Source organism: Streptomyces sp. NPDC058796, from assembly GCF_042745235.1.
GTDB lineage: Bacteria > Actinomycetota > Actinomycetes > Streptomycetales > Streptomycetaceae > Streptomyces.
This window is the reverse complement of sequence record NZ_JBHYOP010000001.1, coordinates 889,231-910,809: the sequence shown is the minus strand read 5'-3', so window position 1 is coordinate 910,809 and position 21,579 is coordinate 889,231. Positions and strand designations below refer to the sequence as shown.

Sequence of the window (21,579 nt, the reverse complement as noted above, 5' to 3'; positions counted from 1 at the left end):
CGGGTAGGAAGTACGAGGGGGGAAGGCGGGGCCGGGACGGCGGTGGCCCGGCCCCCGGGACGGTGTCAGCCCTTGACGGCACCCTGCATGATGCCGCCCACGATCTGCTTGCCGAAGATCGCGAAGACCAGCAGCAGGGGCAGGGTGCCCAGCAGCGCGCCGCCCATGATCAGGGCCTGGTCCGGGGTGAAGCCGCGGCCGAGGCCCGCCACCGCCACCTGCACGGTCGGGTTGCCGTTCTGCGTCAGCACGAGGAACGGCCACAGGAAGTCGTTCCACACCTGCACGAAGATCAGCATGCCGAGGACGGCCATCGCGGGCCGGGCCGCCGGGAACACCACGTGCCACACCACGCGCCAGCTGCTCGCGCCGTCCACGCGGGCGGCCTCGATGATCTCGTCGGGCAGCGCCTGCAGCAGGTACTGGCGCATGAAGAACACGCCGAACGCGCTGACCAGCGACGGGAAGATCACCGCCTGGAGCTGGTCGGTCCAGTCGAGCTTGGCCACCATCATGTACAGCGGGATGATGCTCAGCTGCGGCGGGATCATCATCGTGCCGACCACGATCAGCATCAGCGCGTTGCGGCCCCGGAACTTCAGCTTGGCGAAGGCGAAGCCGGCGATCGTCGACAGGAAGACGACGGTGACCGCCGAGATGCCCGCCACGATCGTGGTGTTGAGGATCGCCTCGCCCATGTTGGCGTCGGTCCAGGCGATCTCGATCTTGTCGAAGAGGTTGCCGCCGAACCAGAACGGCGGCGGCGTCTGGGCCAGGCGCTGGTTGTCGCGGGAGGCGGCGATCGCCGTCCACACCAGCGGGAACAGCGAACCGACGGTGAACAGGGCGAGGATGATGTACGCGACGGGGCCGGCGTGCATCTGTCCGCCGGCGCGGGCCGACTTGGGCCCGCGGCGGCTCCGCCGGGGCGGCTCGGGCACCGGCTCGGCCGGGGGTTTGGTCAGGGTCGTCGTCACGGCCGGTTCTCCTTAACTACTGGCGCGCAGCCGGCGCGAGATGACGTAGTTGACGATCCCGATCACGATGAGGATCAGGAACATCGTCCAGGCGATCGCCGAGGCGCGGCCCAGGTGCTGGTTGATCCAGCCCTGCTCGTACAGGTACAGGCCGAGCGTCTGGAACTGGTGCTGGGAGCCGCCGGAGGCACCCTTGTTGGCGTCGAACAGCAGCGGCTCGCCGAACAGCTGCGAGGCGCCGATGGTCGACACGACGACGGTGAAGAGGATCGTGGGACGCAGCTGGGGCAGCGTGACGTGGATGAACTGCCGCCAGCGGCTGGCGCCGTCCAGGGCCGCCGACTCGTACAGGTCCTGCGGGATCGCCTGCATCGCCGCCAGGTAGATCAGCGCGTTGTAGCCGGTCCAGCGCCAGATGACGATCGACGAGACGGCGATCTGGGACGGCCACTTGTCGCTCTGCCAGTCGATCTTGTCCAGGCCGACCAGGTCGAGGGCCCAGTTGATCATGCCGTAGTCGCGTCCGAAGAGCAGGACGAAGACCAGCGAGGCGGCGGCGATCGACGTCGCGTACGGCGCGAGCATCACGACGCGGTAGAACGTGGAGCCGCGCAGCCTGTAGTTGAGGATGTGCGCCAGGCCCATCGCCATCAGCAGCTGCGGCACCGTGGAGATGATGCCGATGGTCAGCGTGTTCTGCGCGGCGTTCCAGAAGAAGTCGTCGTCGAAGATCCTGGTGAAGTTGTCCAGGCCCGCCCACTCCATCTCGGTGGGCGCCGTCAGCTCCACCGTGTGCAGCGAGGCCCAGCCGGTGTAGAGCAGCGGGAACAGGCCGAAGGCGGCGAACAGCAGGAAGAACGGGGAGACGAACGCGTACGGGCTCCAGCGCAGGTCCCGCTGCCAGCGGCGGGACAGCCGGGCCCGCTTCCTCGCCTCCCCCGGGGAGGCGGCGCCGCCGGGCCCTCGGCCCGGGGCCGCGCCCCCCTTCGCGGGGGGCGCGGCGGTGTCGTGCCGGGTGGTCATTCCGGTCACTTCTCCAGGTTGTTGTCGATGGTCTTGGTGGCGTTCTCCCAGGCCTCCTTGGGCGACTTGCCCTGGGTGACGAGGATGACGCCGTTGTCCGTCAGACCCTGCTGGATGATCTGGTCCTTCGGGCCGATCACCTGGGCCGGGATGGACTCGGCGGCCTTGGCGAAGATGGCACCGATCGGCGAGTCACCGGTCATCTCGTTCTTGGCGTCCGTCACCTGCGGCAGCTTGTACGCGGCCGGCGCGCTCGGGAAGCTGCCCTGCACGGCGAACAGCTTGGCCTGCTGCTCCGGAGCGGTCAGCCAGGCGACGAACTTCTGCGCCTCCTCGACGTTCTTGCCGCTCTTGGGCACGCCCAGGAAGGAGCCGCCCCAGTTGCCGGACTTCGGCGCCGCGGCCACGTCCCACTGGCCGGCCGCCTCGGGCTGGGACTTGGCCTTGATGGTGCCGAGCATCCACGGCGGGCAGGCGACGGTGGCGAAGAGGTTGTTGGAGATGGTCTGTTCCCAGGCCGGCTGGAACTGGGTCTGCGCCTGGACCAGGTCCTTCTCGGCGGCCTCGGCGGTCAGGTCGAAGGCCTTCTTGACGGCGGGGTTGGTCTTGTATATGACCTCGCCGGAGGCGTCGTAGAACTTCTCCTCCTCACTGCTGAGGATGGCGTTGATCAGACCGCCGGGCGAGTCCATGAAGTAGGTGTCCTTGCCGGCGCCCTCCTTGTACTTCTCGCCGGCCTCGATGAACTTGCTCCAGTCGCCCGCCCACAGCGCGCTGACCTCGTCGCGGTCGGTCGGCAGACCGGCCTTCTCGAAGAGGTCCTTGCGGTAGCAGATGGCCATCGGGCCGATGTCGGTGCCGAGGCCGACCGCCTTGCCGTCCTTGGTGACGCCCTGCTTCCACTTCCAGTCCAGCCAGCTGCTGGGCTGGACGCCCTCGACCTTGGCCATGTCCACGAACTTGTCGGCCTGGGTCTCGACGACCTCGGCGATGTTGCCGACCTCGATGGCCTGGACGTCCTGGAGGCCGCTCTCGGTGGTGAGGTGGTTGACCAGAGCGGGGTAGTAGTTCTCGTTCCGCTCGGTGACCGTCTCCTCGATGTTGATGTCCGGGTTGAGCTTCTCGTACTCCTCGTAGAGCCCGGCCTCCTTGAAGCCCATGGTGCCGAACAGGCCGAGGGTGATGGTGGTCTTGCCGCTGCTGTCGCCCGACGACGTGCCGTCCTCGTCCTTGCCGTCGTCGGCACAGCCGGCCAGCAGCCCGGCGCCCAGCGACGCGATGGCCGCCACCACCACCGCTTTGCGGGCCGATCCTCTGCGTGCTGCTCGCATTGCGTCCTCCTGTTGCCCTGACGTGCCGACCCCCCGGCCAACTGCATGGTTGGACCCGCTGCTTCATGTCGTTCGTTCGTCGCTGCGGCTCGGGCGGGGAACGTGCGGGATGTGTAAGTGCCAGGTAGTGTGGGAGCGCTCCCACAAGTGATGTCTTGAAGAGTCGCGGCTCCGGGCGGGGGTGTCAAGGGAACGGACGCGACGAACTGCGTTCAGTTATCTGCCTGTTAACTGGACGCGGCGAACGGCGCGGAAGGCCCTCCGCAGGGCGGGTGGCGGTCCGGAGCCGGTCATTACACCCGACCGGCCTGTTAAATTCCAGGCCAGCCGCAGAGTGCGGGGGTGTCGACGGGAGGCGGAGCCGATGGCAGGCCACGGAGCGCGTGGGCGGAGCGGTGGCCGGCCCACCCTCGAAGAGGTGGCGGTACGGGCGGGCGTCGGCCGCGGCACGGTGTCCCGGGTGATCAACGGCTCGCCCCGGGTGAGCGACGCGACCCGGGCGGCCGTCGAGGCGGCGGTCGCGGAGCTCGGCTACGTCCCGAACACGGCGGCCCGCGCGCTGGCCGCCAACCGCACGGACGCGATCGCGCTGGTGGTGCCCGAGCCGGAGACCCGCTTCTTCGCGGAACCGTACTTCTCGGACATGCTCAAGGGCGTCGGCGCGGAGCTGTCCGAGACCGAGATGCAGCTGCTGCTGATCTTCGCGGGCAGCGACCGGGAACGGCGCCGGCTCGCCCAGTACCTGGCCGCGCACCGCGTGGACGGCGTCCTGCTGGTCTCCGTGCACGCCGACGACCCGCTGCCCGACATGCTGTCCCAGCTGGAGATCCCCGCGGTGATCAGCGGCCCGCGCTCGGCCGCGGAGTCGCTGGCGTCGGTGGACTCGGACAACTTCGGCGGCGCCCGCTCCGCCGTCGAGCACCTGCTCGCGCGCGGCCGCCGCAGCATCGCGCACATCACCGGGCGCCTCGACGTCTACGGCGCCCAGCGGCGCGTCGACGGCTACCGCGCGGCCCTGCGCGACGCCGGCCACGAGGTGGACGAGCAGCTGATCGAGGCGGGCGACTTCACCGAGGAGGGCGGCCGCCGCGCCATGGCGGAGCTGCTGCGCCGCCGCCCCGACCTGGACGCGGTCTTCGCCGGTTCGGACGTCACCGCGGCCGGCGCCCGTCAGGTGCTGCGCGAAGCCGGCCGGCGCATCCCGGACGACGTGGCGCTGATCGGCTACGACGACTCGGCCATCGCCCGTCACATGGAGCCGCCGCTCACCAGTGTCCGCCAGCCCATCGAGGAGATGGGCCGCGCGATGATAGACCTCCTGCTGACCGAGATCGCCGACCGCCGCCCGGCGGCCTCCCGGGGGCTGGACCGGCACCAGGTGGTGCTGCCGACGGAGCTGGTGGAGCGCGCGTCGTCGTGACGCGGCGGCCCGCGCACCGGGCCGTCCACCGGGGAGCCCGGGGCGCGGGTCCGTGCGCTCGCACCGGGCGAACTGTGCCCGGAGGCCCGGAACGCGATCAAGGGCCGACTCGTTACCGAGTCGGCCCTTGATCATTCAGGGTGAGTGACGGGACTTGAACCCGCGGCCACCTGGACCACAACCAGGTGCTCTACCAACTGAGCTACACCCACCAAGGCCGGTGCTGGAATCCCGCGAGGCGGGTTTTCCCGACCGGCTGAGAAAAAGTGTACAGGGTCCGAAGGGGTGCTCGCGCACGCCTTTCCGGGCGCCGCGCGTCCCTACCCGGCGGGCAGGACGTGCTTGGCGGCGATCGCCTTCGCGGTGTCGGTGTCGGGGCCCGGCTGCGGCACGAAGACGGCCTCCCGGTAGTAGCGCAGTTCGGCGATGGACTCGCGGATGTCGGCGAGCGCGCGGTGGTTGCCGTTCTTCTCGGGGCTGTTGAAGTACGCCCGCGGGTACCAGCGGCGGGCCAGCTCCTTGATGGAGGACACGTCGACGATGCGGTAGTGGAGGTAGTTCTCCAGCGTGGGCATGTCCCGCAGCAGGAAGCCGCGGTCGGTGCCGACGGAGTTGCCGCACAGCGGGGCCTTGCCGGGCTCCTTCACGTGCTCCTTCACATACGCCAGGACCTGCGCCTCGGCGTCGGCGAGCGTCGTGCCGCCGTCGAGCTCGGCGAGCAGGCCGGACGCGGTGTGCATCTGACGCACCACCTCCGGCATCGTCTCCAGGGCCCGCTCCGGCGGGCGGACGACGATGTCGACGCCCTCGCCGAGGACGTTCAGCTCGGAGTCGGTGACGAGGGCGGCAACCTCGATGAGCGCGTCGTCGGACAGCGAGAGGCCGGTCATCTCGCAGTCGATCCACACCATGCGATCGTTCATGCGGCCACCCTACGGCCGACCCGTGCCGTATGGTCCCCCGGCGTCGGTGCGGACGTCACAGGGCTGCCGCCCCCGGCCCCCCGCTTCGGCCTGGACGGCCTCGTCCTCGAACGCCGGACGGGCTGTTTCAGCCCGTCCGGCGTTTCGAGTGTCACCTCACGGCGCGCTGCGCTGTCCCGGCAGGCTCGCCGCCGCGGCCGGCACCGGTGCCGCCGTGCGGCGGGACTGGAACGGGACCGCGTTCTCCGCCGACAGCGGGACCGGCTCCGGCGGTGCGCTGGGCCGCGGGCCACCGGCCGACTCCGGGTCCACCGCACGGTCGCCCTGGGGGCGGCGGGCCCGGTACGCGGCCCGGTAGGCGGCCGGTGACGAACCCAGCTGGCGGCGGAAGTGGCCGCGCAGCGCCACCGGCGACCGGAAGCCGCAGCGGCCCGCGACCTCGTCCACCGAGTAGTCGGACGTCTCCAGCAGCCGCTGCGCCTGGAGCACCCGCTGGGTGATCAGCCACTGCAGCGGGGCGCTGCCCGTCAGCGAGCGGAACCGGCGGTCGAAGGTGCGGCGGCTCATGTACGCGCGGGCCGCCAGCGTCTCCACGTCGAACTGCTCGTGCAGGTGCTCCAGCGCCCAGGCGACGACCTCGGCGAGCGGGTCGGCGCCGATCTCCTCCGGTAAAGACCTGTCGAGGTAGCGCTCCTGGCCGCCCGAGCGGCGCGGCGGGACCACCAGGCGGCGGGCCAGCGCGCCGGCCGCCTCGTTGCCGTGGTCCGTGCGCACGATGTGCAGGCACAGGTCGATGCCGGCCGCGGTGCCCGCCGACGTCAGCACGTCGCCGTCGTCCACGAACAGTTCGCGCGGATCGACGTGCACCGACGGATAGCGCTTGGCCAGGGTCGGCGCGTACATCCAGTGGGTGGTCGCGGGGCGGCCGTCCAGCAGGCCCGCCGCCGCCAGTACGAAGGCGCCGGTGCACAGCCCGACTATGCGGGCGCCCTCCTCGTGCGCCCGGCGCAGGGCGTCGAGCGCTTCCTCCGGTGGCGGCGAGGTGATCGACCGCCAGGCGGGCACGACGACCGTGCCCGCGCGTGAGATCGCCTCCAGGCCCTGCGGCGCGGTGAGTTCCAGGCCTCCCGTGGTCCGCAGCGGACCGTCCTCGCCGGCGCACACCAGCAGCCGGTAGCGCGGCACGCCGGCGTCCTGGCGGTCGATCCCGAACACCGACAGCGGTATGGAACTCTCGAAGATGGGGCCGCCACTGAACAGCAGCACCGCGACGATCTCCTTGCGGCGTCGCCCGGAGAGCTTCCGGGCCGCGGTTTCCGGCGCGGCAGCGGTGTCGTGGCTCATAACTGCTAAGCCCCCCTCGGTGGTCGCGGCGCCCTGATCCTTTCGGGTCTGTCGCTCCAACACGTTTCCCCTCGGTCCTGCACGAGTCCCCCGCCGTAGACAGTCAAGATCGAATCTACTGTGTCCCGTCGCACCGAGGTGGCCGGTTCGGCACTTGGGACATTGTCGACATGGCAACTTGGCGTGAAGCAGTCGATCACGAAGCGTTGCACTCCGGGGCGCCCCAGGGAAGTGCGCCTTGTCGCAGTGGCCAATCCCCGTAGGGTGCGCGGGGCCCGTCAGACCCTTTCCGTGCAGGTGGAACGGGGGTTTGGGGGTGGTGAGGGCCAGGGATGAGCCACCCGGAGAAGTTGGCCGAAAAGATGCGGACGCGTGCGCGGAAACCGGTCAGTCGACCGGTGTGTTCTACCCAGTGTGCCGTCCGCCCCTGTGACGTGGCGAGCCGGCCCGGTGCCGGCGCCCGGCCGGCACCGCGTGCTGCGGGCCGGCCGGCCGGCCCGCGACACGCTCGGAGCGGCGCAGCAGCAGACGGCAGGCGCCGGTGACGGCGGCCAGGCCCAGGGCCGTTCCGGCGGTCCCGGCGAGCGAGGCGCCGTAGTAGAGGAGGACGACGGGGACCAGGACGACGCTGAAGGCCGCCCAGCGGACGAGATCGGTGACGCCGTCGCGGGCCGGTGCGGCCGGACCGGCCCCGGGCGCACCGGACGGCGGCTGGGCGTGCTGGTGCGGTCCGGACATCGGTGCTCCGTGCTCCCTCGGGGTGGCGGCAAGAAGATCAACGCCCGGACGGCGCGTCGGTCACGACTGATCACGGACAGTTGAATCCCGTGCAAACCGCCTGTACAGCGCAGCAACCATTGCGTTACGGGCGCCCCCTCGTGCATGCTCCGGTGAACCCCGCGGCGGACCCTGCGCGGGATCTGGGCGAAGGAGGCGTGCCGCCGTACCCTTGGGGGTATGGGGTTGGGAAGACCATTCCCGGACACACACCGGACACAGCTCCACCGCACACTGTTGTCCCCCATAGAGGATAAAAACGCCGAGACAGCCATGGCCGGTCACGAATTCTTCGAACCCGCGGACCGCAAGCGGCCCGTCGCCGAACCTACGGCGGCCGAGCCCCTGGCGGCCGAAGAGCCCCGCCAGTCGTGCGACCCAGCCTTCAAGCACGGTGTCGTCGTCGGCTTCGACGGCTCCACCTCCAGCGAGCGCGCCCTCGCGTACGCGATCGGCATGGCACGCCGGCTCGGCTCGGGCCTGGTCATCGTGCACGTCGCCAACCGTCTGCCGACCACGGTGTGGGCGGGCTGCGAACCTCCCGTCTTCGTGGACGTGCCGGACCACCGCACCGAGGTGCTGGGGCTGGAGCTGGCGTGCGCGGACTACCTCACCGAGGTGCCCTGGATCCTGGTCGAGCGAGGCGGCGACATCTGCCACGAACTCGAAGAGGTGGGCCGGGAGTACGAGGCGGACGCCATCGTCGTCGGTTCCAGTCACGGACTGGTGGGCCGCCTCTTCGGCTCCGTCGCCGGCCGGCTCGCCAAGCGGGCGCAGCGGCCCGTCGTCGTCATCCCGTAGCGGCCCCGCCACCGGGTCGCCCTTTCGTCATGCTGCGTGAACCTACCGGCGCGTAGAGGTGTTTGTGCCCTTGTGAAGGGCATATACCGGTCACCGCACAACCGCACATGCATGAAGGGAGCCCGCCGTGGACAACGACGTCTCCGCGGGAAGCACCACCACCACGATCGTCGGCCGACTCGCGCTCGGCATCACCCTGCTGGCCTTCGGCCTCGGTCACACCCGCGTGGTCGACGGCGTGACGGCGGCGGACGCCGTGACCGTCGCCCAGTACGTCGGGGGTGTAGCGCTCTTCGTCGCCGGACTGCTGGCGCTGCGCGAGCGGGACACCGCCTCCGGCACCGCCTTCACCGTGCTCGGCGCGCTCTGGTTCACCTGGGCCGTCTCGGCCGGCGGCCAGGTCTCCGCCAACGCGGCGGGACTCTTCCTGCTGCTGTTCGCCCTCGTCGCCCTCTCCCTCACGTTCGCCGACGGCGACACGCTCGGACAGGGCGTGTACGGGCTGTTCGCCGTCTCCCTGCTGCTGCTCGCCCTCGGTGCCTTCGCCGACAGCGAGGTGCTGGGCAAGGCGGGCGGCTGGTTCGCCGTCGTGGCGGGGGCGGTCGCCTGGTACGCGGCGACGGCGGTGCGCGCGCAGTGGCCTACGGCGTTTCGGCGGCGGGCTGCGGGGCGGGGCGCGACGGCATAGCTGCCGCGGGCTGGGGGGTTGGGCGGCTCCCCGGCACGGGACGGCCCCCCGCGTGTGTGGTGGCACACGTGGGGGGCCGTTCGGTTTGTTCTCCCTGTACCGGCGCGTCGTGGCTGGTCGCGCTCACGCGGCGGAGCCGCACATCAATACAGCCCCGCGCCCCTGGAAGCCGCAAACGGGGCGCTTCTACTCCACCGTCACGGACTTGGCGAGGTTCCTCGGCTTGTCGATGTCCCTGCCCAGGGACAGGGCCGTGTGGTAGGCGAGGAGCTGGAGGGGGATGCCCATCAGGATCGGGTCCAGCTCGTCCTCGTTCTTCGGGACGACGATCGTGTGGTCGGCCTTCTCCTGCTCCCGGTGGGCCACGGCGAGGATCTGGCCGCTGCGAGCCTTGATCTCCTCCATCGCGGCGCGGTTCTTCTCCAGCAGGTCGTCGTCCGGCACGATCGCGACCGTCGGCAGGGCCGGCTCGATCAGGGCGAGCGGGCCGTGCTTGAGCTCGGAGGCGGGGTAGGCCTCGGCGTGGATGTAGGAGACCTCCTTCAGCTTCAGGGAGGCCTCGCGCGCGACCGGGTAGCCCCGGACGCGGCCGATGAAGAGCATCGAGCGGGCGTCGGCGTACTGCGCGGCCAGCTTCTTGATGTCCTCCTCCTGCTTCAGCATCTCCTCGATCTGCGCGGGCAGCTTGCGCAGGCCCTCGATGATCCGCTTGCCGTCGCGGACCGACAGGTCGCGGGTGCGGCCCAGGTGCAGGGCGAGCAGCGCGAAGGCGACGCAGGTGTTGGTGAAGCACTTGGTGGAGACGACGCAGACCTCGGGCCCGGCGTGCACGTACATGCCGCCGTCGGCCTCGCGGGCGATGGCCGAGCCGACCACGTTGACGATGCCGAGGACGCGGGCGCCCTTGCGCTTCAGCTCCTGCACGGCGGCCAGCACGTCGTACGTCTCGCCGGACTGGGAGACGGCGATGTACAGGGTGTCGGGGTCGACGACCGCGTTGCGGTAGCGGAACTCGGAGGCGGGCTCCGCGTCCGCGGGGATGCGGGCCAGCTCCTCGATCATCTGTGCGCCGATCTGGCCCGCGTGGTACGAGGTGCCGCAGCCGAGGATCTTCACGCGGCGCACGGCGCGCGCGTCGCGGGCGTCCAGGTTGAGGCCGCCGAGGTGCACGGTGGAGAAGCGGTCGTCGATCCGGCCGCGCAGTACGCGGTCCACGGCCTCGGCCTGCTCGTGGATCTCCTTGTGCATGTAGGTGTCGTGGCCGCCCATGTCGTACGAGGCGGCCTCCCACTCCACGGTGGTCGGCTCGGCGGTGGTGCGGGTGCCCTCGGTGGTGTACGTGCGGAAGTCGTCGGCCTTGAGGGTGGCCATCTCGCCGTCGTCGAGGGTGACTATCTGGCGGGTGTGGGTGACCAGCGCGGCGATGTCCGAGGCGACGAACATCTCCTTCTCGCCGATGCCGAGGACGACCGGCGAGCCGTTGCGGGCGACGACGATGCGCTCGGGGAAGTCGGCGTGCATCACGGCGATGCCGTACGTGCCCTCGATCACCCGGAGCGTCTCGCGGACCTTGTCCTCCAGCTTCTCCGCCTCGGAACGGGCGATGAGGTGGACCAGGACCTCGGTGTCGGTCTCGGAGAGGAACTCGACGCCGTCCGCCTCCAGCTTGCGGCGCAGGTCGGCGGCGTTGTCGATGATGCCGTTGTGGACGACGGCGACCTTGTTGTCGGCCGACATGTGCGGGTGGGCGTTCACGTCGGAGGGGGCGCCGTGGGTGGCCCAGCGGGTGTGGGCGATGCCGGTGGTGCCCTTGAAGCGCGCCGGGACCTTGGCCTCCAGGTCGCGGACCCGGCCCTTGGCCTTGACCATCTTCAGGCCGGCCGCCTTCGGGGACGTCACGACGATGCCCGCCGAGTCGTAGCCGCGGTACTCCAGGCGCTGGAGACCCTCCAGGAGCAGGGGCGCGACGTCACGCTTGCCGATGTATCCGACGATTCCGCACATGTATACGTAGACCTCGTGTCTCTCTCCGGCTTCTCAGCCGTGGACGACGGCTTCTCAGCCGTAGACGATGCGGCGCAGCTGACGGAGCGACAGCTCCGGCGGAGCCACCGCGCGGTACTTCAGTTCCGCCTCGATCCGCTCGAAGATCGTCGCGTTCACCTGGCCCTGGGCCTGGAGCTCGCGGTGGCGGCGACGGACGAATTCCTCGGTCGTCTCGTCGAAGTAGGCGAGCACGTCCTGGATCACGCGCAGCGCCTCGCCCCGGTTGAGGGGGGTGGACCGCGTCAGATGATCAACGAGTTCGTCGTGCACCCGGTAGATCCTGGAGTACGGGACGCACTTGTGCAAGAATCCTGCCCGATTTCGGGCAGGCGACCGGAGGTGCGGGTCTACATCCGCTTCAGCACCGCCTGCTTCGCCAGGGTGAACTCCTCGTCGGTCAGCACCCCCGAGCGGTGCAGTTCGCCCAGCTCGCGCAGCCGCCGCAGCAGCGCGTCGTGGTCGTCCTCGGCGGCGGGCGCCGGTGCGGACGCCTGCTCGGCCGGCCGGGCGTCCTCCACGGCGGCCGGCGCGGACGGATGCGGGAGCCGGGCCTGCACGGCCGCCGCGACCAGGGCCATCAGCGGGTCCCGCTTGAAGCCCCACAGCTCCACCGCGTTCGGGTCGTACTTGGGCGGCACCTTGCTCGGCGCCGCCCGCACGGTGAAGCGGAGGTGGCCGTTCTCCAGGCCGACCGTCGGCTGCCACTCCACCGCCACGATGTCGGCCAGGGGCAGGGTGCGCGGGCCTGCGGCCGACTTGGCGTCCTCCGCCTGCCACTTCCACTCCAGCCGCACTCGCTCGCCGTCGAAGCTCGCGACCCCGTCCCCGGCGGAGACCGACAGCGGCACGGAGGGGCCCGGCAGCAGGTAGGAGCCGACCGGGCCGGACGGGACCTGGTCGAGGAGCAGGGCGTTGCGCACCTCGTCCACGAAGTACTCGGCGACGCCGTACCGGTCGGACTCCACCGTCAGCTGGTACGGGTCGTGCGGCTCGGTCAGCCGGCCGCCGGTCGCGTGCAGCAGGGGGTCGGCGCCGTCCCGCAGCCGCAGCCGAAGCCGCCCCGACTTCTTGCCCTGCTCGAACGATATGCCCGCCAACGCCGTCAGGGGGACGAGCAGTTCACCCAGTTCTCTGCGGAGCAGGCTGACGTTCTTGTCCCGACCGGGGGTCAGCCGCAGGGTGTCGCCGTCGAAGACCCACGTTCCGTCCTTCTGGATGATTTCCGCCATGCGGGGATTGTTCCACCGACGCCCGACGGGCACCCCGGAGGACCGTCTCCGAGGTGCCCGCCCGTCCGTGGGGGCCCGGCCTACAGGCCCGCTATGGGGTTCTTCAGGCTGCCGATGAGCTGGAGCGCGCCGGACGGGTCGGCGAGGTCCACCATCTGCTTGTTGTTGCGCAGCTGGAGCCGGTTGAGGCACGACAGCGCGAACTCGGGCGCGAACATGTCGTACCGGTCGAACTTGTCGGCCAGCTCCGGCACCGACTCCTGGTACTCGCGGGTGACCTCCGCGACCGTCCGCCAGAAGCCGTCCTCCTCGAGGATCCCCTCCTCCGCCAGGTTCGCGGCGAGGAAGCGGAAGAAGCAGTCGAAGACGTCCGTGAAGATCGACAGGAGCTTCTTGTCCTCGGGCACCTCGACGGCGATGCGGGAGACGTCCGGCGGCAGCACCGCGTCCGGGTCCATCACCGCGATCTCCTCGGCGATGTCCTTGTAGACCGCCCGCTGCACCACCCCGTCCCTGAGGACCAGGATCACGTTCTCGCCGTGCGGCATGTACACCAGGTCGTAGGCGTAGAAGCTGTGCAGCAGCGGGACGAAGTAGGCCCGCAGGTAGTGCCGCAGCCACTCGGTGGGCGCGAGGCCCGACCGCTCGATCAGCGCGCCCGCGAACGACGCGCCCTCGTGGTCGACGTGGACCAGGGAGGCCATCGTGGCGAGCGTCTCGCCGTCCTGGAGGGACGGGACGGGGCTCTCCCGCCACAGCGCCGCCAGCATCTTGCGGTACGGCGAGTAGCGGTCGGTGGCCTGCTCGTACTCCAGGTGCCGGTAGCCGACGGCCGCCCGCTCCCGGATGATCGTCAGGCCCGTCGACTTCAGCACCGGGTCGGACTCGATGAGCTGCGCCAGCCAGTCGTTGATGGCCGGGGTCGCCTCCATGTACGCCGCCGACAGGCCGCGCATGAAGCCCATGTTGAGGACGGACAGGGCCGTCTTCACGTAGTGCTTCTCCGGGTGCGAGGTGTTGAAGAAGGTGCGGATGGACTGCTGGGCCAGGTACTCGTCGTCGCCCTCGCCGAGGCAGACCAGGTGCCCGCGGGCGACTTCGGCGGCGAAGGTGACGGTGAGCTTGTTCCACCACTGCCAGGGGTGGACCGGGATGAAGAGGTAGTCGGCAGGGTCCAGGCCACGGTCGCGCAGGACGCCGTGGAAGCGGTCGACGGTCGCCCCGCCCAGCTCGTCGCGCACGAAGGACTCGTACTCGATGCCGACACCGGCCGTGAACGCCGCCCGCGAGCGGTGCGCGGCCAGCCACACCAGCCGGACGGGGCTCGCGGTCTCCGGGGCGTACGACAGGTACTCGTGGATGCCGAAGCCGAGCCGCCCGTTGTTGGCGACGAAGCAGGGGTGGCCCTCGGTCATGCCGGTCTCGACCGCCTGGAAGCCCGCGTTCACCAGCTCGGCGGAGGTCACCTTCGGCTTGGTGAGCTTGTAGCAGGTGCCGGAGAGGGTGGAGGAGATCTCCTCCAGGTAGACCGGCAGGATCTCGTCGCTCAGGCCCAGGGACTGCTTCAGCTCGATGAAGAAGTCCAGCGCGGCGAGCGGCAGCTCGGTGCCGTCGCGGTGGCGGGTGATCGAGGCGGCGTCCACCTGCCAGTGGTCCAGGGCGCGGACGGTGGCGGTGAAGCGGTACTCGGTCTTGCCGTCGTCGGAGCGGACGGCGTACGCGTCACCCGCGGACCGCTCGGGCGTGATCAGCCGCTCGTGCGTGAACTCGGCCAGCGCCTTGCGGACCAGGAGGCGGTTGGCCTGCTCCCAGCGTTCGGGGGACAGGTGGGCGACGGTGTCGGCGAGGCTCATGCGGACACCGCCTTCTCGAACTGCTCGCGGGTGCAGAAGCTCAGCAACGCCTTCTTCTCCGGCTTCTGGATCTCGCGCTCGGGCACGAATCCGACGGCTGCGTTCAGGGCGTGGACGGCCTTGTTGCCGACGTCCGGCTCGACGACGACGCGGGCGGTCGCCGGGTCGGCGAACAGTTCGGCCATCACGGCGGTGATCACGGCGCGGGTGAAGCCGTGCAGCGGGCGGTCGGTGGGGGCGACCAGGAAGTGCATGCCGACGTCTCCCGGCTGCGGCTCGTACAGGCCGGTCAGCTCGCGGTGGGCCGGGTCGTACTTCTCCATCAGGAAGGCGGGGACGCCGTCGTGCAGGCCCAGGTAGGCGTGGTGGTGCTCGTCGGCGGCTATCTCCATGTAGGCGCGCTCGACGTCGACCAGCTTCGCGTCCTGCATCATCCAGAACGCGGACTTCGGGTGCGTGACCCAGCTGTGCAGCAGTACCGCGTCCTTCAGGGGGTCGAGGGGACGGAGGGTGAGGGCGCCGATGCCGGCGGCCGTGGGGGTGGTGGTGCTCATGCGCTGAACTCCTGGAACGCGATCGTCTTCTCGACCGGGTAGTACTCGGTGCCGAGCAGCTCTCGGATGATGTAGCTGTTGCGATAGGCACCCATGCCCAGATCGGGACTGGTGATGCTGTGTGTGTGGACACCCGCGTTCTGCAGGAACACGCCACTGCCCGTGACGTCGACGGCGTAGTTGCGGGCGACGTCCAGGTTGCCCCGGGAGTCGTGGCGCAGCCGGTCGCGGACGGGCTTGAGGAACTCCGGCTCGGTGTACCGGTAGCCGGTGGCCAGGATCAGGCCGTCGGTCTCGATCTCGAAGTCGGTGCCCTGCTCCTCCTGGCGGAAGCCGAGCGTGTACGTGCCGTCCGCGTACCTGGCGTCGGTGAGCGCCGAGTTGGTGAGCAGGCGGGTGGGGACCGGGCCGCCGAGCCTCTTCCGGTAGAGCAGGTCGAAGATCTCGTTGATCAGGTCGCCGTCGATGCCCTTGAACAGGCCCTTCTGCTCGGCGGTCAGGCGGTAGCGGGTGTCCTCGGGGAGCGCGTGGTAGTAGTCCACGTACTCCGGGGAGGTCATCTCCAGGGTGAGCTTCGTGTATTCGAGGGGGAAGAAGCGGGGGGAGCGGGTCACCCAGTTGAGCTGGTAGCCGTGGATGTCGATCTCGCCGAGCAGGTCGTGGTAGATCTCGGCGGCGGACTGGCCGCTGCCGACCAGCGTGATCGACTTCTTCTTCATCAGCTCCGCCCGGTGCTGCACGTACCGGGAGTTGTGGATGAAGTCGCCCGCCAGGCCCCGGCAGGCGTCGGGGACGTGGGGCGGGGTGCCGGTGCCGAGGACGAGGCGGCGGGCGCGGTAGGTGTCGCCGGAGGTGGTGGCGACGGCGTACAGCTCCTCCGTCTCGTCGTACGTCACCTCGGTGACCGTCGTGGAGAAGCGGACGCTGCTCAGTCTGTTCGCGGCCCAGCGGCAGTAGTCGTCGTACTCGACGCGCAGCGGGTAGAAGTTCTCGCGTATGTAGAACGAGTAGAGCCGGCCCTTCTCCTTCAGGTAGTTGAGGAAGGAGTACGGGGACGTCGGGTCGGCGAGGGTGACCAGGTCCGACATGAACGGGGTCTGGAGGTGGGCGCCGTCCAGGAACATCCCGGCGTGCCACTCGAAGTCCGGCTTGGACTCCAGGAAGACGCCGTTCAGCTCGGCGATGGGCTCGGTGAGGCAGGCGAGGCCGAGGTTGAAGGGGCCGAGGCCGATGCCCACGAAGTCGTAGGTCTTCATGGTGGCTTCAGGAAGCGCGGTCAAGGGACTCTCCCAGGTACTGCTCGGCGTGGCCGGCGATCAGGTCGAGGACGGCGGCGATGTCGGCCGTGGTCGTCTCGGGGTTGAGCAGGGTGAACTTCAGGTAGTGGCGCCCGGCCACCTTGGTGCCCGCGACCACGGCGTCGCCGGAGGCGAACAGGGCCTTGCGGGCGTACAGGTTGGCGCGGTCGATCTCGGCGGGGTCGGTGACGGCCGCCGGTATGTAGCGGAAGACCAGCGTGGACAGCGACGGCTGGACCACGACGTCGAAGCGGGGGTCGGCGGCGAGCAGTTTCCAGCCCTCGGCGGCCAGGTCGCACACCTCGTCGAAGAGCTCGCCGATACCGTCGGCGCCCATCACGCGCAGCGTCATCCACAGCTTGAGGGCGTCGAAGCGGCGGGTGGTCTGAAGGGACTTGTCCACCTGGTTGGGGATACGTTCCTGCACCATGCGGCGCGGATTGAGGTACTCCGCGTGGTAGGTGGCGTGGCGCAGCGTGGCCGCGTCCCGGACCAGCACGGCGGACGAACTCACCGGCTGGAAGAAGGACTTGTGGTAGTCCACGGTGACCGAGTCGGCGCGCTCGATGCCGTCGATGCGGTCCCGGTACTTCAGGGAGGCGAGCAGCCCGCAGCCGTAGGCCGCGTCCACGTGCATCCACACGCCGTACTGCTCGCACAGCCCGGCGATCTCCGGCAGCGGGTCGATGGAGCCGAAGTCGGTGGTGCCGCCGGTGGCGACGACGGCCATGGGGACCAGGCCGTCCTGCGCGCACCGCTCCAGCTCCCGGGCGAGGGCGACGGTCTGCATGCGCTTGTCGTGGTCGACGGGGACCGGCACGACGGCGTCGGGGCCGAGGCCGAGCAGCTTCGCCGACTTCTTCACGCTGAAGTGGCTGACCTCGGAGGCGAAGACGCGCAGTTTCGCGAAGGAGTCGGTCTTGGCCTCCTCGCGGGCCAGCAGCAGGGCCTGGAGGTTGGACTGCGTGCCGCCGGAGGTGAACACGCCGTCGGCGGCCGGGCCGAGGCCGATGCGGGCGCAGGTCCAGTCGATGAGCTTGCGCTCGATGAGCGTGCCGCCGGCCGACTGGTCCCAGGTGTCCAGGGAGGAGTTGACGGCGGAGAGCACCGCCTCGCCGAGTACGGCCGGGATGACGACCGGGCAGTTGAGGTGGGCGAGGTAGCGGGGGTGGTGGAAGTAGACCGCGTCGCGGAGGTAGACGTCCTCCAGTTCGTCGAGGACCGCGGCCGTGTCGTGCAGCGGCTGGTCGAGGTCGATCTCGTCGACGCGGGGGGAGAGGGCGTCGACCGTGACGCCGGTGAACGGACGGTCGGTGGTGGCGAGTTTGGCGGCCACCCGCTCGACTCCTTCGGTCACCAGGCGGCGGTACTGCTCCGCGGTGGTGTCGTTGAGCAGGTGCGAGCGCATGTGGGGGTCCTCCGGTGGGGACGGTCCGAGAGGGACGGGAGAGGGCGGAGCCCTGACTTCGACTTAGGTTAGCCTAACCTAATCTCAATCGGTCAAACGCATACCGCTACGTGACTGCCGTCACTCACACCTCATCCGTGCGCCACGGACGGTGAGTTCGGGTGCCGTCAGGGCGCGGAGCGTCAGCCCTGCTCGCGGAGCTGTTCCTCCGTCAGGCCCCGGCGCCAATAGCCGACGAAGGTGACGCGACGGCGGTCGATGCCGCGTTCGGCGACGAAGTGCCGGCGGAGCTGCTTGACGCAGCCGGATTCGCCGGCGATCCAGACGTACGGGTTCGCGGCGGACGGCAGTTCGGCCGCGCGGAGGGTGGCGAGGGTGGCCTCGGGGCCGGCGGCGGCGTCCTTGACCAGCCAGGTGACCTCGGCGTCCGCCGCGGTCCTGAGGTCCTGCACGTCGTCGGCGTGCGGCACCTCCAGCCAGACCCGGGCGCGGGTGCCGGGCGGCAGGGCCTCGGCGATGGCGCAGGCGGCCGGTACGGCGGTCTCGTCGCCCCAGATCACCACCAGGTCGGTGTCCTCGGGCGGCCGGAAGCGGATCGCCCGGTTGTCGGCGATCGCCGGGCCGAGCAGGACGACGCGGTCGCCGGGGGCGGCGTCGGCGGCCCAGCGGGCGGCGGGGCCCGCCTGGACCGGCGAGTCCGGCTCGACGCCGTGCAGGACGAAGTCGATGTCGATCTCGGCGGTGTGGCCGTCGGCGTCCCGGCGCAGGGCGCGGAGCGTGTACGAGCGCATCACCGCGCGTACGTCGTCGGGCAGTTCACGCCATCCCTGCCACCAGCCGTCCCCCAGCTCGACGGGCACCGCGGGTTCCGGCTGTCCCGGGTGCGGCAGGAACAGCGACAGGGACTGGTCCCGCCCGTCGGAGTGGAAGGCGTGCAGGTCGGGGCCCGCGAAGGTGACCCGGGCCAGAGACGGGCCGAGCCGCCTCGTCCGTACGACCTGGAGGGAGAAGAAACGGAACGGGGCGGCCACGGCCGTCGTCATGAAGGGCTCCGGAAGGAGGAGGGGGGGAAGGGGGAGGGTCAGCCGACCTTCTCGGCGTTCTCGATCGCCTCGGCCAGGTTGTCGAGGAGCGGCGTGCACTTGTCGTAGGACAGGATCGGCTCGGGGGAGCGGGCGATGACCTGACCGGCCTTGACCGCGGGGAGCTGCTTCCAGGTGCCCTCGGTGATGTCCGCGGGCTGGATGGTGGAGGCGCGGTCGTCCATGATGATGATGTCGGCCGGGTACTTGTCGACGTTCTCCCAGCTCAGGGACTCGAACCAGCCGCCGGTCGCCTTCTTCGCCTCCTCCGAGGGCTCGACGAAGTTCACGCCGAGGGCCTTGAAGTACTCCAGGTCGACGGAGAGGTTGGTGCCGGAGACGTAGAAGAGTTCGGCGCTCGCGGACCCGGCGAGCACCCGGATCCCGGGCTTGGCCTTCGCCGCGGCGCGCAGCCGGGCCGCGGCCTTCTCGAAGGCGGCCTTCGCGTCGGTGACCTTCTTCGCCCTCATGTCGCCGCCGAGGGACTCGGCCAGCTCCCACATGCGCTGGAGCGGCTGGGTGAGCTGGCGGTCGAAGACGGAGACCGCGACGCTCGGGGCCAGCTTGGCGATCTTGTCCTTGGAGTCCTCGGGGACGGACCACAGGGTGCCCGCGGTGTCGAACGTCGTGGTGACGAGCAGTTCGGGGGCGAGGGCGGCGTACTTCTCGACGTTGAGCTTGCCCCACTCGTTGCCGAGTACGGTGACCTTGTCGACGTCGAGGTCGCCGGCCTGGACGTCGGGCTTGCCGTCCTTCGTGGTGGTCGGGCCGAAGACGCCCTTGACCTGAACGCCGTAGTCCCAGAGGGCGGCGGCCACGCCGGTGAAGGCGACCAGGTTCGCCGGGACCTTGTCCAGCTCGACGGTCTTGCCGCGGTCGTCCTTGAAGGACCAGGGGCCGGACTTGGCGGCGCCCGTCCCGCCGTCCGAGCCACCGCTTTTCGCGTCGTCGTCACCGCAGGCCGTGAGCACGGCTCCGAGGCCGAGTGCGCCGCCGGCGGCGAGTATTCCGCGGCGGGAGAGGGTGGCGGTTGTGCGGTTCGGCATGGCTGGGCTCTGCTTTCGTACGTACGGGGCCGCTTGGGCGTACCAAGGGAGCGGAAGCGCGCTTAGGCTAGCCTAACCAAAGGTTTCGGGCCAAGGGGGTGCCGGGGTGGGGCCGGGCCGGGTCCCGTCACCCCGCGCCGGAGAGGGCGTCTCAGTCCCGTACCCAGCCGGCCACGACGAGGGCGAGCGTCGGCGCGGCGGTGGCCGCGGCGCTCAGCAGCCGGTATCCGCCCGGTGTCAGCGGTGTCCAGCGCCGCAGGGGACGGTTGGCCAGCCACCACACGAGGCCGAACAGGGTGAGCACCGGCGTCGCGAGCACCACCCAGGGGAGGACCCCGTCGTTCTCGGTGGGTTCACGATCGGTCCACCCCAGGGCGGCGAGTGGCCAGTTCGAGGCGAAGTACCAGAGCAGGAACGCCGGGACGACGGCCGGTACCCCCAGCAGCACGTTCACGGCCAGGGGCAGGCACAGCCGGAGCCGTGAGGGTGCGGCGCTCGTCTTCACCCGGTCCCGCCTCACCTGGTCCCGCCCGGTCCACTGGCACGTGATCCTGAGTCCTGCGCACCCTACCCGGCCGTGCCCGGCGCCCGCCCCGGCGTCACGGTGCCGTGCGGCTCAGCCGGCCAGGCCCAACTCCCGCGCGATCAGCATCCGCTGGACCTCGCTGGTGCCCTCGCCGATCTCCAGGATCTTCGCGTCCCGCCACATGCGGGCCACCGGGTACTCGTTCATGAAGCCGTAGCCGCCGTGGATCTGCGTCGCGTCGCGGGCGTTGTCCACGGCCACCGTCGACGAGTACAGCTTCGCCAGCGCCGCCTCCTTCTTGAACGGCTCGCCCGCCACCAGCCGGGAGGCCGCGTCGCGCCAGGCGAGGCGGGAGGTGTGGGCCTTCATCTCCATGTCGGCGACCTTGAACTGGATGGCCTGGTTGGCGCCGATGGGCCTGCCGAAGGCGTGACGTTCCTTCGCGTACTTCACCGACTCGTCCACGCAGCCCTGCGCCAGGCCCGTGCCCAGCGCCGCGATAGCGATCCGGCCCTCGTCCAGGATGCGCAGGAACTGCGCGTAGCCGCGGCCCTCCTCACCCAGCAGGTTCGCCGCCGGGACCCGGACGTCGGCGAAGGACAGCTCACGGGTGTCCGAGGCGTTCCAGCCGACCTTCGAGTACGGGGCGGCGACCGTGAAGCCCGGCGTGCCGGACGGGACGATGATCGCCGAGATCCGCGGACGGCCGTCCGCCTTGCGGCCGGTGACCGCCGTGACCGTCACCAGGCCGGTGATGTCCGTGCCGGAGTTGGTGATGAAGCACTTGGTGCCGTTGATGACCCACTCGTTCGTCGCCTCGTCCAGGCGGGCCGTCGTGCGCGTCGCGCCCGCGTCCGAGCCGCCGTCCGGCTCGGTCAGGCCGAAGGCGCCCAGGATCTCCCCGGAGCACAGCCGGGGCAGCCACTGGCGCTTCTGCTCCTCGGTGCCGAACAGGTGGACCGGCATGGCCCCCAGCGAGACGCCCGCCTCCAGCGTGATCGCCACCGACGAGTCGACGCGGGCCAGCTCCTCCAGCGCGATGCCGAGCGCCAGGTAGTCGCCGCCCATGCCGCCGTACTCCTCCGGGAACGGCAGGCCGAACAGGCCCATGCGGCCCATCTCCCGGACGATCTCGTACGGGAACTCGTGCCGCTCGTAGAAGTCGCCGATCTTGGGTGCCACGACGTCGTGGGCGAACTCCTCCACCGTGCGGCGGAGCTCCTCGAGTTCGGGGGAGAGCTTGTGGTCCATGG

20 protein-coding genes and 1 tRNA gene are annotated in these 21,579 nt (G+C 70.4%); 3 read left to right on the top strand and 18 right to left on the bottom strand.

Translation table 11 applies throughout. The annotated features are described in order from the left end of the window. Positions 1-65: 65 nt before the first annotated feature. The 3 genes from ACFW47_RS04020 to ACFW47_RS04010 are packed head-to-tail and all read right to left on the bottom strand — an operon-like array spanning position 66 to position 3,331. Positions 66-977 (bottom strand): carbohydrate ABC transporter permease, encoded by a 912-nt coding sequence (locus tag ACFW47_RS04020; RefSeq protein WP_386285950.1) that lies wholly within the window; start codon positions 975-977, stop codon positions 66-68. 12 nt (positions 978-989) lie between these two features. Continuing rightward, positions 990-2,000: a carbohydrate ABC transporter permease gene (locus tag ACFW47_RS04015; protein ID WP_386286118.1), complete on the bottom strand. Its 1,011-nt coding sequence runs from the start codon at positions 1,998-2,000 to the stop codon at positions 990-992. A 5-nt stretch (positions 2,001-2,005) separates the two neighbouring features. Next, positions 2,006-3,331, bottom strand: a complete 1,326-nt coding sequence (locus ACFW47_RS04010) for an extracellular solute-binding protein (protein WP_386304666.1) — start codon at positions 3,329-3,331, stop codon at positions 2,006-2,008. A gap of 364 nt (positions 3,332-3,695) precedes the next feature. Here ACFW47_RS04010 and ACFW47_RS04005 point away from each other — a divergent pair, with 364 nt between their 5' ends. Then, positions 3,696-4,751, top strand: coding sequence for a LacI family DNA-binding transcriptional regulator (locus ACFW47_RS04005; protein ID WP_386285946.1), 1,056 nt, complete (start codon positions 3,696-3,698; stop codon positions 4,749-4,751). Between the two features lie 139 nt (positions 4,752-4,890). On the opposite strand, the gene ACFW47_RS04000 is transcribed toward ACFW47_RS04005, so the two are convergent. The 4 genes from ACFW47_RS04000 to ACFW47_RS03985 form a co-directional block, all read right to left on the bottom strand. Beyond that, a tRNA-His gene (locus ACFW47_RS04000) sits at positions 4,891-4,963 on the bottom strand. A gap of 108 nt (positions 4,964-5,071) precedes the next feature. Next, positions 5,072-5,674, bottom strand: coding sequence for an oligoribonuclease (orn, locus tag ACFW47_RS03995; RefSeq protein ID WP_386285944.1), 603 nt, complete (start codon positions 5,672-5,674; stop codon positions 5,072-5,074). A gap of 156 nt (positions 5,675-5,830) precedes the next feature. Continuing rightward, positions 5,831-7,018: a helix-turn-helix domain-containing protein gene (locus ACFW47_RS03990; protein ID WP_386285942.1), complete on the bottom strand. Its 1,188-nt coding sequence runs from the start codon at positions 7,016-7,018 to the stop codon at positions 5,831-5,833. A 405-nt stretch (positions 7,019-7,423) separates the two neighbouring features. Next, positions 7,424-7,756, bottom strand: a complete 333-nt coding sequence (locus tag ACFW47_RS03985; protein WP_386285940.1) for a hypothetical protein — start codon at positions 7,754-7,756, stop codon at positions 7,424-7,426. A 312-nt stretch (positions 7,757-8,068) separates the two neighbouring features. On the opposite strand from ACFW47_RS03985, the gene ACFW47_RS03980 reads away from it, so the two are divergent. Beyond that, positions 8,069-8,596: a universal stress protein gene (locus ACFW47_RS03980; RefSeq protein ID WP_073723318.1), complete on the top strand. Its 528-nt coding sequence runs from the start codon at positions 8,069-8,071 to the stop codon at positions 8,594-8,596. A gap of 127 nt (positions 8,597-8,723) precedes the next feature. Further along, positions 8,724-9,284 (top strand): GPR1/FUN34/YaaH family transporter, encoded by a 561-nt coding sequence (locus tag ACFW47_RS03975; protein ID WP_386285937.1) that lies wholly within the window; start codon positions 8,724-8,726, stop codon positions 9,282-9,284. 186 nt (positions 9,285-9,470) lie between these two features. On the opposite strand, the gene glmS is transcribed toward ACFW47_RS03975, so the two are convergent. The 11 genes from glmS to ACFW47_RS03920 all read right to left on the bottom strand — a co-directional run bounded on the left by glmS (position 9,471) and on the right by ACFW47_RS03920 (position 21,577). Further along, the gene (gene glmS, locus ACFW47_RS03970; protein WP_386285935.1) at positions 9,471-11,288 is read right to left on the bottom strand and encodes a glutamine--fructose-6-phosphate transaminase (isomerizing); all 1,818 of its coding nucleotides are present in this window, start codon (positions 11,286-11,288) and stop codon (positions 9,471-9,473) included. A 54-nt stretch (positions 11,289-11,342) separates the two neighbouring features. Further along, complete coding sequence (locus ACFW47_RS03965; protein WP_073723312.1) at positions 11,343-11,600, bottom strand: hypothetical protein; 258 nt, start codon at positions 11,598-11,600, stop codon at positions 11,343-11,345. 77 nt (positions 11,601-11,677) lie between these two features. Next, positions 11,678-12,559 carry a DUF4429 domain-containing protein gene (locus tag ACFW47_RS03960; protein WP_386285933.1) on the bottom strand — a complete coding sequence of 294 codons (882 nt, stop codon included), beginning with the start codon at positions 12,557-12,559 and terminating at the stop codon, positions 11,678-11,680. Between the two features lie 80 nt (positions 12,560-12,639). Continuing rightward, entirely contained in the window at positions 12,640-14,412 is a 1,773-nt protein-coding gene (locus tag ACFW47_RS03955; RefSeq protein WP_386285931.1) for an IucA/IucC family protein, read from the bottom strand. Next, positions 14,409-14,966, bottom strand: coding sequence for a GNAT family N-acetyltransferase (locus tag ACFW47_RS03950; protein ID WP_386304665.1), 558 nt, complete (start codon positions 14,964-14,966; stop codon positions 14,409-14,411). The genes ACFW47_RS03955 and ACFW47_RS03950 overlap by 4 nt, the downstream gene beginning before the upstream one ends. After that, positions 14,963-16,246, bottom strand: a complete 1,284-nt coding sequence (locus ACFW47_RS03945) for a lysine N(6)-hydroxylase/L-ornithine N(5)-oxygenase family protein (RefSeq protein WP_386304664.1) — start codon at positions 16,244-16,246, stop codon at positions 14,963-14,965. Before ACFW47_RS03945 ends, ACFW47_RS03950 begins: the two co-directional genes overlap by 4 nt. Next, positions 16,230-17,672 (bottom strand): lysine decarboxylase DesA, encoded by a 1,443-nt coding sequence (gene desA / locus ACFW47_RS03940; RefSeq protein WP_386285924.1) that lies wholly within the window; start codon positions 17,670-17,672, stop codon positions 16,230-16,232. The genes ACFW47_RS03945 and desA overlap by 17 nt, the downstream gene beginning before the upstream one ends. A gap of 182 nt (positions 17,673-17,854) precedes the next feature. Then, positions 17,855-18,715, bottom strand: coding sequence for a siderophore-interacting protein (locus tag ACFW47_RS03935; protein ID WP_386304661.1), 861 nt, complete (start codon positions 18,713-18,715; stop codon positions 17,855-17,857). A gap of 38 nt (positions 18,716-18,753) precedes the next feature. Beyond that, positions 18,754-19,800, bottom strand: a complete 1,047-nt coding sequence (locus tag ACFW47_RS03930; protein WP_386285920.1) for an ABC transporter substrate-binding protein — start codon at positions 19,798-19,800, stop codon at positions 18,754-18,756. 151 nt (positions 19,801-19,951) lie between these two features. Further along, the gene (locus tag ACFW47_RS03925; RefSeq protein ID WP_386285918.1) at positions 19,952-20,305 is read right to left on the bottom strand and encodes a hypothetical protein; all 354 of its coding nucleotides are present in this window, start codon (positions 20,303-20,305) and stop codon (positions 19,952-19,954) included. 111 nt (positions 20,306-20,416) lie between these two features. Further along, a complete protein-coding gene (locus ACFW47_RS03920) occupies positions 20,417-21,577 on the bottom strand; it encodes an acyl-CoA dehydrogenase family protein (RefSeq protein ID WP_386285916.1) in 1,161 nt (386 codons plus the stop codon). Between the last annotated feature and the right edge of the window lie 2 nt (positions 21,578-21,579).